Here is a 14,797-nt window from a genome sequence, read left to right as displayed (position 1 = left end):
CGACCTCCGCGGTAACAAGCCGTTCTGTTTTTAACAGAGAACCTTGAACCGCAGAGTACGCAGAGGATCGCGGAGGATGGCTTTTTGAAAATAACTTTACCCTCACCCCTGGATGAAGTACAAAATCCCCTGCAACACAATAAATCCGTAGATTCCGGCGATCACGTCGTCGAGCATGATCCCGATCCCGCCGTTGACCCGCTTATCCACCCAGTTGCAGGGGAAGGGCTTGGCAATATCAAAGAGCCGGAATAAAAGAAAGCCGAGCAGCAGTACCCACGGGGTTATCGGCGCCGCGGTCATGGTGATCAGCATGCCGACGATCTCGTCGATCACCACCACGCCCGGGTCTTTTTTATCCAGGATCTTCTCTGCCCCGTTGGCAGCAAAAAAGCCCACCAGCAGCAGCCCTGCCACCACCAGGCCGTAGACCGGCAAAGACAGACTGCTCAGTAAAACAAAAAGAGCGATCCCCACCAGCGAGCCCCAGGTGCCCGGGGCAATGGGCAGGTAGCCGCTGTAAAGCCCGGAGGCGATGGCCATGATCAGGGTGGTCATTTGTTTTTTTCTCCTTGATCGGCAATGGGAATAAACTCCGCCACGCCCCGCCGGCCCACCTTGCCATAGATTTCTTTCAAGGGGATCTTATATGCCCTGGCCAGCCGGCAGCAGTCCTCATATTCCGGATACAGGACCGGGCCGCGGGGGGTCTCCACCTTTTTTACCTGTACCCTTCCCCAGGGGGTCACCACATGACCCAAGGTCCGGTCCAGGGTCAGCCGCTGCTCAATGCGGAACCTGAGGCCAATGGCCGTGGTCTCGGTCAGGATCAGCTGTTTGCAGGCCAGGGCATGGGCCGGGTCGGCCAACACCTGCAGGAGAAAGCCGGGCCGCCCCTTTTTCATCTGGATCGGCGCGATGCTGACATCCAGGGCCCCTGCTCCAAAGAGCTGTTCACTGACAAACTGAAAGGATTCCGGCGACCAGTCGTCAAGGTTGGTCTCGATCACCTCCACCTCCCGGGCCTCGGTACAGGTCAGGGCCTGGCCGATGATCAGCCGGAACAGGTTGGGCCGTCCGTCCTTGCGGACCCGGCTGCCGCTGCCATAGCCGACCCGGTCGATGACCATCGGCGGCATCGGCCCGAACCCGCTGGCCAGGGTCTTGAGTAATGCCGCGCCGGTGGGGGTGACCAGTTCCTGATCCAGGTCGACTCCGTATACCTCCACCCCTTTTAAAAGTTCGCATACCGCTGGCGCGGGCAGCGGCAATCGGCCGTGGCCGCAGGTTACCCAGCCCCTGGGCATGGGCAGGGGCGAGGCGATGATTTTCTCGATCTTCAGGTGGTCCAGGCCGATCACCGTGCCGACGATATCCACCAGCGCATCCACTCCGCCCAGTTCATGGAAATGGACCTCATCCACCGGGCAGCCGTGGACTTTGGCCTCGGCCCCGGCCAGGGCCGCAAACACGGCCAGTGATTTTTTTTTGACCGGTGCGGAAAGTTCGCACTCCTTGAGCAGAGCTTGGATATTTTTCCAGGTGCGGGGCGGTTGTTCATCGGCCACCGTGATCCGGACCCGGGTGGCGCTAAGCCCCTGCTGTTTCTCCCGGCTGATCGTCAGCTCCACCCGGTCCAGCCCGAGCCGGGCCAGTCCGCCATGGAGCACCTCCCCGGGCAGGCCGCTGTCCAGCAGCCCGGCCAGGAACATGTCGCCGCTGATCCCGGAGAAGCAGTCGGCATAGGCGATTTTTGGGGGTACGGTCTCCATGGTGGTGGTTGTTTATTTCTGGGCTGACTTTTTCTGGGACTTGAGCAGATATTTCAAAATTTTCTTGCGATAATAAAAGCATGGCAGCGAAATGGCCAGGGAAAAGAGCACCATCAGCAGCAGCCCGAGGTAGTTCTCCCGGTAGAACTGGTCCCCCTGCAGGGAGAGGACCAGGGTGCCGGGCAGCCGGGCCACCCCGGCGATGAAGATAAAAACCCGCAGGGGCATGATGCTCATCCCCAGGAGATAGGAGAGCGAGTCCTTGGGGAACCCGGGCAGGAGAAAGAGGATAAATGGGACCATGCAGTCGTTGCTCACCACCAGCTTGTTGAAGCGTACATAGAGCCTGGTGCTGGTTATTCTGTCGTGAAAGGCATTGCCCAGCAACCGGCCCATCAGATAGGCCAGGCCGGAGCCGATGGTCAGGGCCAGGCTGGAGTAGAGGAACCCGGGCAGGGCGCCGAACAGATAACCGCCCAGGATGCCGGTGGCCTCGCCCGGCACCGGCGCGAAGATCACCTGCAGGATCTGCAGGCCCATGAAGACCAGGGGGCCGAGGTTGCCGTACTCGCGGATCGCGGCCCGGATCCGGACGCTGTTGTCCCTGACCTGCTGGAAATGGAACAGGACCCGGCCCGCCAGGGTATCGTCCCAGGCCAGCAGAATGAGCAGGGCAAAGGAGGCCAGGCTTAAGAAGAGAAACCAGAAGAGGATACGCGCCCGGGTCGTTTTCATCGGCCGAACACGGTCCCTGGTTCAAGGGGGTGGCCCCGGAGAAAGGCGTCCGCCTCCATCCTCTGTTTGCCCTCGGGCTGGACCGCCCGCACCAGTAACAGGTCCTGGCCGGTGGCGATGAGCAGTCCGTCCCTGTCGGCCCGGCAGAGGGTGCCCGGCGCCGGAGTGTCAGGGGGTGCCGGGACCACCTTGGGGGCAAAGAGCTGGAGCCGTTTATGGTTGAGATAGGTATAGGTGGTGGGCCAGGGATCAAGGCCGCGGATCAGTCCGCTGATCGCAATAGCCGGCTGTTGCCAGTCAACCAGGCCGTCTTTTTTGCTGAGCAACGGCGCCGGGGTGGCCAGGTCGTTGTCCTGCTGCCGCGGGCGCAGGTTGCCGGCCCGGAGCAGGTCCAGGGCCTTGAGAAGCGTTCTGCCGCCCAACTCGGCCAGCTTGATTGCCAGACTGCCGGCGGTATCGTCCGGCGCGATATCGATCCGGGCCGGCAGCAGGATGTCGCCGGTATCCAATCCCTGGTCCATCTGGATGATCGTCACCCCGGTCTCGGTCTCGTTGTTGATCAGGGCCCACTGGATCGGGGCCGCGCCCCGGTACTTGGGGAGCAGGGAGCCATGGACATTGATGACGCCCAGGGGCGGCATGGCCAGCAGCGGGCCGGGCAGGATCCGTCCGTAGGCGGTGACCACGATGATATCCGGAGAATAGGCGGCAAGTTTCCGGAGAAAATCCTCGCCCCGGATCCTGGTGGGCTGGAGTACCGGCAGGCCAGCGGCCAGGGCCAACTCTTTGATCGGCGGCGGGGTCAGCTTTTTGCCGCGGCCCTTGGGGCGGTCCGGCCGGGTGACCACCGCAACCACCTGGTCCGGCCCGGAGAGCAGGGCCTTTAAAGAGGGCACGGCAAACCCGGGGGTGCCCATGAAGATGATCCGCAGTCTATTGGCCATGGGCCTCTTTTTCCTGCCGGAGCTGTTTTTTGCGCCGTTTTTTGTAGAGCGAGCGTTTCAGCACGCTGAGATGGTCGAGAAAAAGAATCCCGTTCAGGTGATCCACCTCGTGTTGGATCACCCGGGCAAAATGGTCTACCGCCTCAAACTCCAGGGGCCGGCCCTTGATGTCTTGGGCCCGGAGCGTAATTTTCCAGAAGCGTTTGACCTTGGCGGTGAGATCAGGCACGCTCAGGCAGCCCTCCTCATCGATCTGGGCGCCTTCGCTGGCCATGATTTCCGGGTTGGCCAGCACCAGATACTCCCGCTCGGCCTTGTTTTCCCGGTCTTCGCTGATGTCCACCAGCATCAGTTTGCGGCAGACCCCGATCTGGTTGGCGGCCAGGCCGACGCCCGGCGCGTCGTACATGGTCTCGGCCATGTCGGCGACCAGTTTTTCCAGGGATTGGTCAAAGTCCGTTACCGGTTCGGTTTTTCGGCGCAGGAGCGGGTCGGGAAAGGTGATTATTGTTCTGATCGGCATGGGTTTATGATGGAAAAAACAGGCTGAAAGGAAGTATGGACCGTCTTGGTCAATGGACCTGGTAGTGATTATCAACAGGTTATATTACCAGCGTTTGCCCGGAAATTCCACCAAAAAGCCACTTGCAGGTCCGGAGATAATGACAGACACGAGTTATAGGCCCGGTGACCAGTTATCAGCTGGTGATGTTCTGTTGTCTTTGTGTCGTTTTTTGTGTAAGGTCGATGTGCCGTGCCATAACCGTTTGATGCGTCACCCTGATAATCCCAACCCGGTAACCGGTCCCGGGGCATTAATCAGAAACAAGACCAGCAATCCCTCTATCCAGCCGGAACTCCATGGAGTACCTTCTTCTCATCTGTGCCTATCTTCTCGGCTCGGTTCCCTTTGGTCTGCTTTTTGCCAGAAGCGCGGGGATCGACGTCCGTAAATCCGGGAGCGGCAATATCGGCGCCACCAATGTCGGCCGGTTGCTGGGCAGGAAACTGGGCGTTCTGACCCTGCTGGCCGATTGCGGCAAGGGGGCGCTGCCGCCGCTTGCCGCCGGCTGGCTGCTCCGGGATTTTGCCAACCTGGAACTCTGGCTGGTGTTATCCGGCGCAGCCGCCTTTGTCGGCCACCTTTTCCCGGTCTATCTCCGCTTTAAGGGCGGCAAGGGGGTGGCCACGGCCCTGGGCGTCTTTCTGGTGCTCTGCCCCTGGGCGGTCGCAATTGCGGTCCTGATTTTTGCCGGGGCGGTGTTGATTTCCGGTTATGTCTCCGTGGGTTCCCTCATGGCCGCCGGCCTGATGCCGGTGACGGTCTGGTCCCTGGACGGATCATTGCCACGGGTCGGCCTGGCCATGTTCATGGCCCTGTTGATCTGGTTGCGTCATATGGACAATATCGACAGGCTGTTCAAGGGTAAGGAGAAGAGTTTCAGGGATGGGGCCGGCCAGGGGTGAGCGGCCGGATCATGGAGAATTCCCCTTGCCGGCGTGTTACTGCCAAATCTGTTGAGATGTCATTATAAATGGAGTATTTTCGCTGGGGCGGAGTAACCCCTGGAGCGGGTCCGGTCATGGTTCGGATTCCGGCCGCCGCCCGGATCAACAAGTCACAACATGACACACGTCCGTCTCGCCGGTTGTTGCGAGACGGACAATTTTAAGGATACCTGATACGATGAAGAGAATGTTTGTCGCCCTGCTCTGTGCCGGGATGCTGTTTGCGCCGTCGCTGCTCAAGGCCGCGCTTGTCGACCGGGTCGTGGCCGTGGTCAACGATGAGCCGATCACCCTTTCCGAACTGAATGCCGAGGGCAAGGATTTCTTCCAGCAGATCATTGAAAAGACTCCGCCGGCCGAACTGGAGGGGGCCCTGACCCGGGCTCGCCGGGAGGTGCTGTCCAGCCTGATCAACCAGCGGATTGCCGCCCAGAAGGCCGCGGAACTCGGGGTGGAGGTCTCTGAACAGGAGGTGGACGAGGCCTATGACAAGGTTGTCAGCGGCAACCGGATGTCCCGCCGGGAGTTCCAGCGGCAACTGGCCGCCTCGGGGAGAAGCGAACAGGGGCCCCGGCCGGCGATCCGGGCCCAGATCCTGCGCTCCAAGCTGGTTTCGATGGAGGTCCGTTCCAGGATTGTAATCACCGATGAAAAGGCCAGGGAGTACTACGACCACCGCTATGGACCGGACAGGGTTTCCACCGGCTACCATCTCCTGCAGATGGGTTTTTCCTGGAACAAGGGGGCACGGCCGGCGGACCTGGGCGCGGAGGAACTGGCAGCTGCCAAGGCCGAGGCCCGGCAGCGGGCCGAACAGGTCCGGGCCCAGGCCGTGGCCGGCGGCAACTTCCGGGAGCTGGCAAAGGCCTATTCCGATCTGCCCTCGGCCGCGGAGGGCGGCGATATCGGGACCTTCAAGCAGGACGACATGGCCCCCCATATGCGGGAGACCATTACCGAGTTGAAACCCGGGGAGATCAGCCCCCTGGTTGAAATCGGCTCCGGGTACCAGTTTTTCAAGCTTCTCTCCACCGAGGCCGGGGAAGTGGCCCCTTTTGAGTCGGTGCGGGAAGAGATCCGGGATCTGCTCTACCAGCAGGAGTTGGAAAAACAGTACGAGAAGTGGTTGAAAGAGCTGCGGGAGCAGGCCTATATTCAGGAGTTGTTGTAACGCCCGGACAGAGCAGTACCGGCTCATGGGGGAGTCGGCGGGACCTGCCGGGTGAAGGGAAACGGAGATCCATGTCCAGCAACGACCATGCCCGGGAACCACGGCCATCGGCCCGGGAGACCGGTGAGGGGCGGCCTGATCTGACCGCGGGCCGCTATCTCCGGGAAGAACGGATCCGGCAGGAGATATCCCTGGCCGAGGTGGCCGCGGCCACCGGGATCCGGATCGTCATTCTCCAGGCCATTGAGGAGGATGGCCGGGCCCATCTGCCGGCCGCGGTGTTTGTCCGGGGCTTTCTCAAACTCTATGCCGAGCATCTCGGGCTGGAAGCGGACGGGGTGCTGGCCCGTTACGGGCCGCGGTCCGGATCAGGACCTGGTCCGGGCACTGACCCGGAGAGCGACGAACCGCTGCCGGATATTCTCAAGCTCAAGCGCGAGGCAAAGAAAAACCGCTCCTTTGCGCCAGCCTATTTCCTGGCCCTGCTGCTGCTTGCCGGGCTGCTCGGCTATGCCGGCTACCTGGGCTTTACCAGTTTTTACGGCCAGGATGCTTCTGCGCCGGCGCCGGTCATGGGCCGGTCCATGACCCCGGCCGCTGTAACCATTGCTCCGGATCCGGTGGATAGTTTTCCCGCGGGTGAAGATCCGCTGTCCGCGGGATTGCCGGCAGCCCTTGAGCCGACATCAACGCCCGGGGATATATCCCCTCAGCCCTTGTCCCTGGACAAGGAGGGTGCTGTTGAGGAGCCGGCCGGTTTTCCCTTTCTGGTTACGGTCCGCTTTGTCGAGGATGTCTGGCTCCAGGTCCAGATCGACGACCAGCCGGTCCGGGAGGGGCTCTTTCGCAAGGGTACCGGCCGGGAGTGGCGGGCCCATGACAACCTGAATTTTTTCTTCGGCAATGCCGGCGGGGTGGAATTGACCCTCAACGGTCGGCCCCTGCCCAGACTGGGCGCATCCGGTGAAACCGTCAGGATCTCGATCCCCCGGGACCTGGCTGGGGCGGGCGGGTTATCCCGGGATGAGCCTTAAACGTACCGTTGCCGTGGTCCTGGCCCTGCAGGACCACGGCGAATCCGACAAGATCGTTACCTTCTCCTGCCCTGGTCTCGGCAAACTCACCGGCATTGCCAAGGGCGCCAAGCGGAGCAAACGGCGTTTCGTCAACAAGCTGGAGCTGTTTTCGTTGCTGGAGATTCTCTACGACGACCGGGGCCGGTCCAGCCTGGTCCGGGTGGCCGAGGCCGAGCTTCTCGACCCTTTCATCTCCCTGCGGGAACAGTATGACCGCTACCTGGCCGGAATGGCGATTGTTGAACAGGTCCTGCTCTGGACCCGTGAAAACGATGTTGACGAGGAGTTGTTCCCGCTGCTGGTCTGGGCCCTGGCCGGGATCAACCAGGGGCTGGCCCCGGTCCGGGTGGTGATCCTGTTCCAGGCTAAGCTGTTGAAGATCATGGGCTATCGACCCCGTCTCAGCGGCTGCCTCAAGTGTGGCCGGATCGACGCCCCGTCCGGTCCCTATGGGTTCAGTCCGAGCCGGGGCGGGCTGCTCTGCGGCCAATGCCGCTCCACCGCGTCCCTGACGCCGGTTTCCCCGGGCACGGCCAAACTCCTGGAAAATGTCCTGGAATCGCCCTGGGACCGGCTTGACCGGCTCCATTTCTCCAATGCCTCGCTCAAGGAGGCAATGACCCTGTTTCGCCAGTACGTCCAGTACCTTCTCCAGCGCGACTGCCCGGCCTGGGGTGCCCTGCACCACCCGTGATCAGTTACCTTCAGTCCAGGTAGAGGATTTCACCGGAAAATTCGGTGATCCGGTGGCCCTGGTCCAACTCCAGGAGCAGGCCGCCCTGGTGGTCGATCCCCAGGACCCGGGCCTCGAACAACGGTTTTTGCCGGAGATCATGGCCGAAAAGAACCCGGCGGCCGACCATGTCGGTGAGTTCCTGCCAGCGGACCAGGAGCGGATGGTCCCGGCCGGGACCATCTCCTTCCTCCGGAGCATGGAGACGCTCGGCCTCGGCATGGTGGAGCAGGCCGATATTCCAGGCCAGTTTGCCCAGCAGCCGGGCGGCCAGGGAGGTGATGTCCACTGTGTTTTTCAGCCGGTCTTTCATCGATATGGCCGTATCCCGGAGTTCGTCCGGAAACCGGTCGTTGTTGGCGTTGAGCCCGATTCCGATCAGCACGTATTCCTCGCCGGACCGGGCGCCATGCACGGTCTCGGCCAGGATGCCGGCGATCTTGCGGCCGTTGACCAGGACGTCGTTGACCCACTTGACCCGGGCCGGCAGGCCGTAGCCGACCAGTAACTCGCAGGTTGCCACCCCGGCGGCCAGGGGATAGAGCCTGCTGCTTTCGGGGAGCAGGGTGTTGGCCAGGACCAGGGTCAGCCAGACCCCGCCCGGCGGCGCATGCCATTTCCGTTCAAAGCGGCCGCGGCCGTGGGTGAGCTGATCGGCAAGGATTACAGTGCCGCTCATAAAGGAGCGGTCCTGCTCCTCGCATTTCCGGATCAGCTGCCGGGCCCGGTCCATGCCCCGGGCCAGCCGGGGGTGATGTTCGATCCGGCAGCCGACTATTGCGCCATAGCGGAGGATCCGGTCGGCAATGGCCGGCGAAACTTGTTGGCGCCGGCCGGGCAGCTCTTCATCAATGATAATCCGGTGGATATGTCGGGGGGTGAGGGGAGGGGTTATGCCCATTCGTAACCACTCACAGGGTAAGCCCCGCCGGACTCCGGGTCGCCTCCTGCCTGGTAAGCGCTTGCAGGGTGCCGGAGATGCGAGGCAGAGGCCTGTTCGCTATACATCGGTATGCGGACAGGCCGATAACAAAGCAGGTTCGGTGCCCTGTGAGCGCTTACGCCCATTCCGCTTTGACGTGGTTGATGATTTCCTTGACCAGGGGCAGCTTTTCCGGGGCGCAGACGCCGAGCAGGGGCGTGCCCTGTTTCACGCTTACCCCGGGCTGGAAATAGACGGAATGAATGATTCCAGGCTCGCCGGAATAGAGGATCGGGGTGTCCCGTTTCATCAGGGACATGATGATGATCTCGTCACCAGGCTCGACAAAGACATCCCGTTCTCCGTTTTTGTCGATCCGGGACTGCACCTCCATGGAAAAGAAGTACTTGGCGTTTTCCGGGGCTGGAAACAGGTAGAGAACCTTCTGCAGGATGGCCTCGATGATCTCCCGTTTTTTCAGGGGATGACGGATGGTGAGAATCTTTTCCCCGGCCTCGACAAAATGGCCTTCCAGATCGCCGCGGACATCGGCAATCACCCCGGTGGTGGTGGAGTGAATCTTTTTGGGGTTGCGCTCCCGGTTGATCGTGTAGAGAAGGGTGCCCGGGTTCTGCCGCCAGGTGCCGCTCGGCGCCTTTACCTCGGTGCCGTTCTCGACATGGAAACGGATCTTGCCGGTATGCGGGGTGATGATCTCCACATATTCGTAGGGGTCGGACCGGTACTTGTCAAGGATCTGGTCAAAGTTGATGTCTTGGTTCATGGTCATTTTCTGAATCAGCGTAAGGGGCCGCGGCCCGGTGCCGCGGTTACCGGTAATAAAGGGCCCGGCCGCCCATGGTGAGCAGGGCCCGGTGCAGGTTCTTCCTGAACTCGCGCCGATCCCAGATGCCCTGGATATGGCCCCGTTTGAGGGCGTTGCGGGCATGGTGGTAATCGGGCGGGATGTCCTCGCCAGTGGTCTCGCGGATGACCCGGCGGCCGGCAAAGCCGATCCGGCTGGAGCGGATGGCGAACTGATAGGGCGAGCAGCCGAGGAAGCTGGCCACCGGACCGGCATAGGAGTTGTTGTCATAGACCACGATATAGAGGCCGCCGGAATCGATATACTCCCGCACCGCCATGGTGCACTTGGGCATCTGCACCACGCCGATGCTGCCCTCCTGGATCCGGATGCCGCCGGTGGTATGGACATAGGCCAGCAGTGGCCGCCGCTTGAGCCGGGCCTTTTCGCAGGCCCGGACGAACTTTTCGCCCTCGGCCGCGCCCACGGTGCCGTTCCTGAAGTCGCTGTAGAGCATGGTGACCACCAGCTCGGTTTCCATCACCCGGGCATAGAAGGTGATATTGGCGCTGTTGCGGCCGGTCTTGGCCCGGGCCACCTTGAGCCGACTGTCAAAGCCGGGATAGGCCAGCGGATTCAGCGACTGGTACTCGGCGTTGAACTCACGGATCGAGTCGGGGTCAAAAAGATTCTTCAGATACCATTCATATTCCAGGGGAAAATGGTGGCCGCAGTTCTCGCAGACCCCGGCGAACTCACCGTACAGGTCCGGCACCCAGAGGTCCTTGCAGCCGTGCTTATCGGCATTGGGGCAGGTTACGGTCCGGTCCTCGTTGGCCAGCGGGCTGGTATAGGTGTCCCACAGTTCGAGATCAATGGGGTCTTCGCCGTTTGTCCGGTCGCCCGGCTGCTTGGTCACCACCACCGGTCGATCCGCCTGCTCGCGGTTGATGAAATCAAAGACCCGGCGGAACGGGGCAATGACTCGATCCAGCAGAATCGAGCCCTCGCCGGACACATCCTTGATCACCTTTTCCACCTGTTTCTGCTGGTTGCGGAGCAGATCGTAGCGGAAACCGTAATAGGTCCGGGCAGCTATGTTCCGGAGCTTTCGGTACAGGGCCAGGGACGGCGTTGGTTGGCCGCCAAAGGCGTCCATGGCCAGGTGGCGGTATTTTTTCGAACGGAAGCTGAGCAGCCGCTTGATCTCGTCCTGGTTCAGGTCCCAGGAGATGTTGATCTGGGGCTCCTCGGCCGCGGCCTCTTCGGCCTTTTTCAGCTTTACCTCGTAGGCCCGGAAGGAGCGGAAGCTCTTGGTCTTGAGGATCACCTCGTCGGTGGCCCGGATCACCTCGGATTTGAGTTGCTTGAAAAAGACGAAGTCATCCCGCCGGGCGCCCAGGAGCGGTTCCTGAATGATCCGATCAATGGTACCCAGGGCCAGGTTCTCCCTGGCGGTGATCTTCAGCCGCTCGGCGCAGGCCTCGACCAGTTCCGGCGGAACCTTTGACCCTTCCTTGATCTTGCCCTCGATGGCGGCCGCGCCTTCCGGGGAGATCACCGAGTAGTAGCCGTGGGAAAACATCAGCCTGAAATCGCTGAGCCCCACTGCCTCGGCCCCGCCGGAGCCGCCCTCGGAGATCACCGAGATCATCGGCACCCGCAGCTTGGCCATGGCATAGAGGTTCCTGGCAATCTGCTGGGCCGCGCCGGGATAGTCCTCCACTGGAAAGGAACCCGGGGTGAAGATGTAGAAATGGATCGGGATGCCCTCGGTCTCGGCCACCCGCATGTAGCGCAGGGCCTTTTCATTGCCCCAGGGCTTGCATGAACCGCCGTTGCGGAACTCCTCGCCATGGCCTTTTTCCTGGCCGATGACCATCACCGGCTGGGAGACCAGCTTTTTCTTGACCCGCCGGACGATCTGGGCCTTGGCGGCCACCATGGCGGGATCGATGCTCGTCTCTCCGGCGCCGCCCAGTTCGGTGTACTCCTCGTAGACGTTCTCCAGGATGTCCTTCAGGGTGAACCGCAGGGGGTTGCGCACGATCCGCACCCCTTCCATGGAGGAGAGGCCCTCTTCACAGCGTTTTTCAATAAAATTGATCCCGGCCTCGATCTTGCGCAGTTCACTGTCGAGCTGCATCTCGCTCAGGTCGTAAAAGGAATGCTGCAGAACCTTGAGCTTTTCCTGGAAACCGGAGATGTTGCCCCACTGAGCGCCGGCCTTGATCCGGACAAGGCAGGTAAGGCGCTCTTCGTTTTTCAGCAGCCGTTTGCGTAAGTCATCCATATATGCTTATTCCCGTTCTCGTCAGAAGGTCAACAGACGGTCCAGATTATTGTCCAGATAGGAGATATTGGTCATAATGGGGGCGCCGCCGGCATTACGGCCTTCAATGGTCGTCTCCTTGAGGAATCGTCTGGCCCGTTCCTTGGCTTCGCGGATGGAATCGCCCCAGACGATGGCCAGGGCCAGGTTGGGGTCGAAATCGCTGGGGATCGGGTAGGCCCGGTCGTTGGGAACATGGGTATAGACCGCTGACCAGTCGTAGCCGGGCAGGTCGAATTTGGTGATGGTGCCGATCCAGGGGGCAAAGCCGCGCTGGGGGTCCTCGGCCACGATTCTCAGTTCAACGCTGGCGCCCCTGAACTTGACGTCCTCCTGGCTGTAGCCGACCCGTTCGCCCAGGGCGGTCCGGATCTGTTCCTTGATCAGGTTGGGGTGTTTGTCGTTCACATAACTGATCCGGGCCGAGACATCGTTTTCCACCTGGATCCGGGTATTGACCTCCAGCAGGTAGGGCCTGCCCTCCCGGGTGACGATCCATTCCCAGGTGCCGACATTGTCATAACGCACGTGGGAGGCCAGTTTCAGCGAATTGTGGACGATCTGATCCAGCACGGCGGCGGCATCGAAATTGTAGGCAAAACAGTCGTTGTCAAGGCCGGGCGCCGCCTCGATCCGTTTCTGCCGGCCAGTGGACTGGATGGTGCAGTTCCGGGTGCCGAAATGGAGCCGTTCGCCATGCTTGCTGCAGAGCAGTTGTACTTCCAGGTGGTTGTAGTCCCGCAGACATTGCTCGATCAGGACCCCGCCGTCGCCGAACTGCCGCTTGGCATAGTTCTGTACCAGGCGGTAGACCCGGCGAAAGGTCTCGATCTGGGAAACCTCCTCAATGCCCATTCCGCCGCCGCCGGCCGCCGCTTTTACCAGGATGGAGGGGTTGCGGATACCCTGATGTTTCTGCTCGGCCAGGAGTTGCTCGGCAATCTCCTCAGCCTCCATCTCGTTGTAGATCGGGCTGTCGGTCCCCGGGATGATCGGAATATCCAGTTGCTTGGCGATCCGCTTGGTATTGATCTTGTCGCCCAGGTCCTTGATCACCTGCCAGGTCGGTCCGATAAAGGTCAGCGGCCGGTTGCGGGTGGTCACCCGGCGGGCAAAGCGGTAATCCTCGGAAAAGAACCCGTAGCCAGGATGGATGGCCGTACAGTTGGTATGGTCGGCCACCGCGAGGATATCGTTGGGATCGGTGTAGCTGTGAACCCGCCAGGCCTTGTTTTTATCGCTGTTGCCGTCACGATTCAGGCGAACGTGCTGGGAGTCCTCGTCCGCTGCCGTATAAACCACCGCATAATCGAGATCCAGTTCCTGGCAGGCCCGCATGATGCGCAGGGCGATCTCGCCGCGGTTGGCTATCAGTACCTTTCCTTTCAAGGGGCGTAGTCCTCGTGCCAATAAAGTCGCCCGCCAGGGGAGACTGTTTCGCCAGGGCCCTGCCGCACGGATGCGGGTGGGCATGCCTGCCGTCTTCTTTACTTGAACTCCGGGATTATAATCAGCCCGGCGCAATTAGAAAAGGGAATTGTCTCTTGTCTCCAGTCCCGGAGACAACGAAAGGGGATGAATATCAGTGGGTTGACAACCGTTCATCCCCTTGTTCGGTGTGTGAAAAATTGTGTGGGGTACGGTGTGTTGTTGTGCTTTCCGTCCCTTCTTTGCCAAGGGGACGGCCCGGCCGGTGGTTTATGATACCCCCTTAGGTTGAGGCGTTTCTATACCTGTTTCCCGGCCGGCCGTCAATTTTTTTCTTGACATCGGCCCTGTTTTCCCCTACCCATGAATTTTGTAACTCTACCCGCAGTAACGAAAAAATCGGATTCCTCCATGCTGTTGCGCCTGGTGGATTTGAGTACAACATCGCGGCATCAACATCTTATGGATAAAGACCCTCCCCCCGACCCGTCCCGCCCCTCGGAAAGAAAACATCTCTTTAACCAATTTCTGGATTTTATCGGTTTAAGCCGCGCCCCGGACACCACCGAAGACCTGGAACAGGAGATCCAGGAACTCCTGGAAGAGGGTGAGGAACAGGGGTTGATCACCAGCCGGGAAGGCCGGATGATCAACAGTATCTTTGAGTTCAGGGACACCCTGGTCCACGAGATCATGACTCCCCGCTCCGAGATCGCCAGCGTGGATGTGTCGAAATCGATCCCCGAGGTGATCCAGTTGATCACGGACCAGGGGTTCACCCGGATCCCGGTATATGGCGGGGAACTCGATGAGATCATCGGGATACTCCATGCCAAGGATCTGCTGGCCTGCATGTGCCCGGGCGAGAACCGCCCGGATCTGCGCGACCTGGTGAAGCCGGCCTATTTTGTGTCCGAGACCGCCCGGATCGTTGATCTGCTCAAGGATTTTCAGACCCGGAAGATCCACATGGCCATAGTGGTCGATGAGTTCGGCGCTGTCCGTGGATTGATCACCCTGGAGGACGTGCTTGAGGAACTGGTGGGCGAGATCGACGACGAGTATGACAAGGACCAAAGGACCGGCCAGGAGCTTGCCGATGGTTCTCTCCTGCTCTACGCCAAGGTGGATATCGAGGAGGTGGAAGAGTTCTTCAAGGTCAGCCTCCCGCAAGGGCCCTACGAATCAGTGGGCGGCCTGATCACCCACCAGCTGGGCCGGGTGCCGGTCAAGGGCGAGGTGGTGGAGATCGGCCCCCTGGTTTTCAAGGTGACCTCGGCCACCAAACGGCATATCAGGACCGTGAAAATAAGCAGGAAACCATAGCTGCTTTTTTTCTTGCCCCTGACCTCTTTGCCCCCCAGTCCCCC

14 protein-coding genes are annotated in these 14,797 nt (G+C 60.9%); 5 read left to right on the top strand and 9 right to left on the bottom strand.

What is annotated here, in order from left to right:
- Positions 1-102: 102 nt before the first annotated feature.
- The 5 genes from L3J03_03875 to def are packed head-to-tail and all read right to left on the bottom strand — an operon-like array spanning position 103 to position 3,974.
- Complete coding sequence (locus tag L3J03_03875) at positions 103-558, bottom strand: phosphatidylglycerophosphatase A (GenBank protein MCF6290116.1); 456 nt, start codon at positions 556-558, stop codon at positions 103-105.
- Complete coding sequence (gene larC, locus L3J03_03870) at positions 555-1,772, bottom strand: nickel pincer cofactor biosynthesis protein LarC (protein MCF6290115.1); 1,218 nt, start codon at positions 1,770-1,772, stop codon at positions 555-557. The genes L3J03_03875 and larC overlap by 4 nt, the downstream gene beginning before the upstream one ends.
- A 12-nt stretch (positions 1,773-1,784) precedes the next feature.
- Positions 1,785-2,507 (bottom strand): VTT domain-containing protein, encoded by a 723-nt coding sequence (locus L3J03_03865; GenBank protein MCF6290114.1) that lies wholly within the window; start codon positions 2,505-2,507, stop codon positions 1,785-1,787.
- Positions 2,504-3,451, bottom strand: a complete 948-nt coding sequence (gene fmt / locus L3J03_03860; GenBank protein ID MCF6290113.1) for a methionyl-tRNA formyltransferase — start codon at positions 3,449-3,451, stop codon at positions 2,504-2,506. Before fmt ends, L3J03_03865 begins: the two co-directional genes overlap by 4 nt.
- Complete coding sequence (gene def / locus L3J03_03855) at positions 3,441-3,974, bottom strand: peptide deformylase (GenBank protein MCF6290112.1); 534 nt, start codon at positions 3,972-3,974, stop codon at positions 3,441-3,443. The genes fmt and def overlap by 11 nt, the downstream gene beginning before the upstream one ends.
- Positions 3,975-4,312: 338 nt before the next feature.
- Between def and plsY the strand changes: the two genes are divergently transcribed.
- The 4 genes from plsY (at position 4,313) to recO (ending at position 7,901) form a co-directional block, all read left to right on the top strand.
- Entirely contained in the window at positions 4,313-4,918 is a 606-nt protein-coding gene (plsY, locus tag L3J03_03850) for a glycerol-3-phosphate 1-O-acyltransferase PlsY (GenBank protein ID MCF6290111.1), read from the top strand.
- A 220-nt stretch (positions 4,919-5,138) separates the two neighbouring features.
- A complete protein-coding gene (locus L3J03_03845) occupies positions 5,139-6,131 on the top strand; it encodes a peptidylprolyl isomerase (GenBank protein MCF6290110.1) in 993 nt (330 codons plus the stop codon).
- 71 nt (positions 6,132-6,202) lie between these two features.
- Positions 6,203-7,165, top strand: a complete 963-nt coding sequence (locus L3J03_03840) for a DUF4115 domain-containing protein (GenBank protein MCF6290109.1) — start codon at positions 6,203-6,205, stop codon at positions 7,163-7,165.
- A complete protein-coding gene (gene recO, locus L3J03_03835; GenBank protein MCF6290108.1) occupies positions 7,155-7,901 on the top strand; it encodes a DNA repair protein RecO in 747 nt (248 codons plus the stop codon). The genes L3J03_03840 and recO overlap by 11 nt, the downstream gene beginning before the upstream one ends.
- A 10-nt stretch (positions 7,902-7,911) precedes the next feature.
- Here recO and L3J03_03830 read toward each other — a convergent pair whose 3' ends face one another.
- The 4 genes from L3J03_03830 to L3J03_03815 all read right to left on the bottom strand — a co-directional run bounded on the left by L3J03_03830 (position 7,912) and on the right by L3J03_03815 (position 13,388).
- Positions 7,912-8,841: a biotin--[acetyl-CoA-carboxylase] ligase gene (locus L3J03_03830; GenBank protein ID MCF6290107.1), complete on the bottom strand. Its 930-nt coding sequence runs from the start codon at positions 8,839-8,841 to the stop codon at positions 7,912-7,914.
- 157 nt (positions 8,842-8,998) lie between these two features.
- On the bottom strand, positions 8,999-9,646 hold the full coding sequence (locus L3J03_03825) for a hypothetical protein (GenBank protein MCF6290106.1): 648 nt from the start codon (positions 9,644-9,646) through the stop codon (positions 8,999-9,001).
- Positions 9,647-9,692: 46 nt separating this feature from the next.
- Positions 9,693-11,960: an acetyl-CoA carboxylase carboxyl transferase subunit alpha/beta gene (locus L3J03_03820; protein MCF6290105.1), complete on the bottom strand. Its 2,268-nt coding sequence runs from the start codon at positions 11,958-11,960 to the stop codon at positions 9,693-9,695.
- 21 nt (positions 11,961-11,981) lie between these two features.
- Entirely contained in the window at positions 11,982-13,388 is a 1,407-nt protein-coding gene (locus tag L3J03_03815) for an acetyl-CoA carboxylase biotin carboxylase subunit (GenBank protein ID MCF6290104.1), read from the bottom strand.
- A gap of 501 nt (positions 13,389-13,889) precedes the next feature.
- Here L3J03_03815 and L3J03_03810 point away from each other — a divergent pair.
- Complete coding sequence (locus L3J03_03810; protein ID MCF6290103.1) at positions 13,890-14,753, top strand: hemolysin family protein; 864 nt, start codon at positions 13,890-13,892, stop codon at positions 14,751-14,753.
- Positions 14,754-14,797: the final 44 nt, after the last annotated feature.

Source organism: Desulfobacterales bacterium (assembly GCA_021647905.1).
GTDB lineage: Bacteria > Desulfobacterota > Desulfobulbia > Desulfobulbales > BM004 > JAKITW01.
The sequence above is the reverse complement of the archived record's forward strand: the minus strand, read 5'-3'. Positions and strand labels throughout refer to the sequence as shown.

Coding starts and splice junctions, on each gene's coding strand:
- L3J03_03875 (MCF6290116.1), bottom strand. CDS start 558: ATGACCACCCTGATCATGGCCATCGCCTCCGGGCTTTACAGCGGCTAC.
- larC (MCF6290115.1), bottom strand. CDS start 1,772: ATGGAGACCGTACCCCCAAAAATCGCCTATGCCGACTGCTTCTCCGGG.
- L3J03_03865 (MCF6290114.1), bottom strand. CDS start 2,507: ATGAAAACGACCCGGGCGCGTATCCTCTTCTGGTTTCTCTTCTTAAGC.
- fmt (MCF6290113.1), bottom strand. CDS start 3,451: ATGGCCAATAGACTGCGGATCATCTTCATGGGCACCCCCGGGTTTGCC.
- def (MCF6290112.1), bottom strand. CDS start 3,974: ATGCCGATCAGAACAATAATCACCTTTCCCGACCCGCTCCTGCGCCGA.
- plsY (MCF6290111.1), top strand. CDS start 4,313: ATGGAGTACCTTCTTCTCATCTGTGCCTATCTTCTCGGCTCGGTTCCC.
- L3J03_03845 (MCF6290110.1), top strand. CDS start 5,139: ATGAAGAGAATGTTTGTCGCCCTGCTCTGTGCCGGGATGCTGTTTGCG.
- L3J03_03840 (MCF6290109.1), top strand. CDS start 6,203: ATGTCCAGCAACGACCATGCCCGGGAACCACGGCCATCGGCCCGGGAG.
- recO (MCF6290108.1), top strand. CDS start 7,155: ATGAGCCTTAAACGTACCGTTGCCGTGGTCCTGGCCCTGCAGGACCAC.
- L3J03_03830 (MCF6290107.1), bottom strand. CDS start 8,841: ATGGGCATAACCCCTCCCCTCACCCCCCGACATATCCACCGGATTATC.
- L3J03_03825 (MCF6290106.1), bottom strand. CDS start 9,646: ATGAACCAAGACATCAACTTTGACCAGATCCTTGACAAGTACCGGTCC.
- L3J03_03820 (MCF6290105.1), bottom strand. CDS start 11,960: ATGGATGACTTACGCAAACGGCTGCTGAAAAACGAAGAGCGCCTTACC.
- L3J03_03810 (MCF6290103.1), top strand. CDS start 13,890: ATGGATAAAGACCCTCCCCCCGACCCGTCCCGCCCCTCGGAAAGAAAA.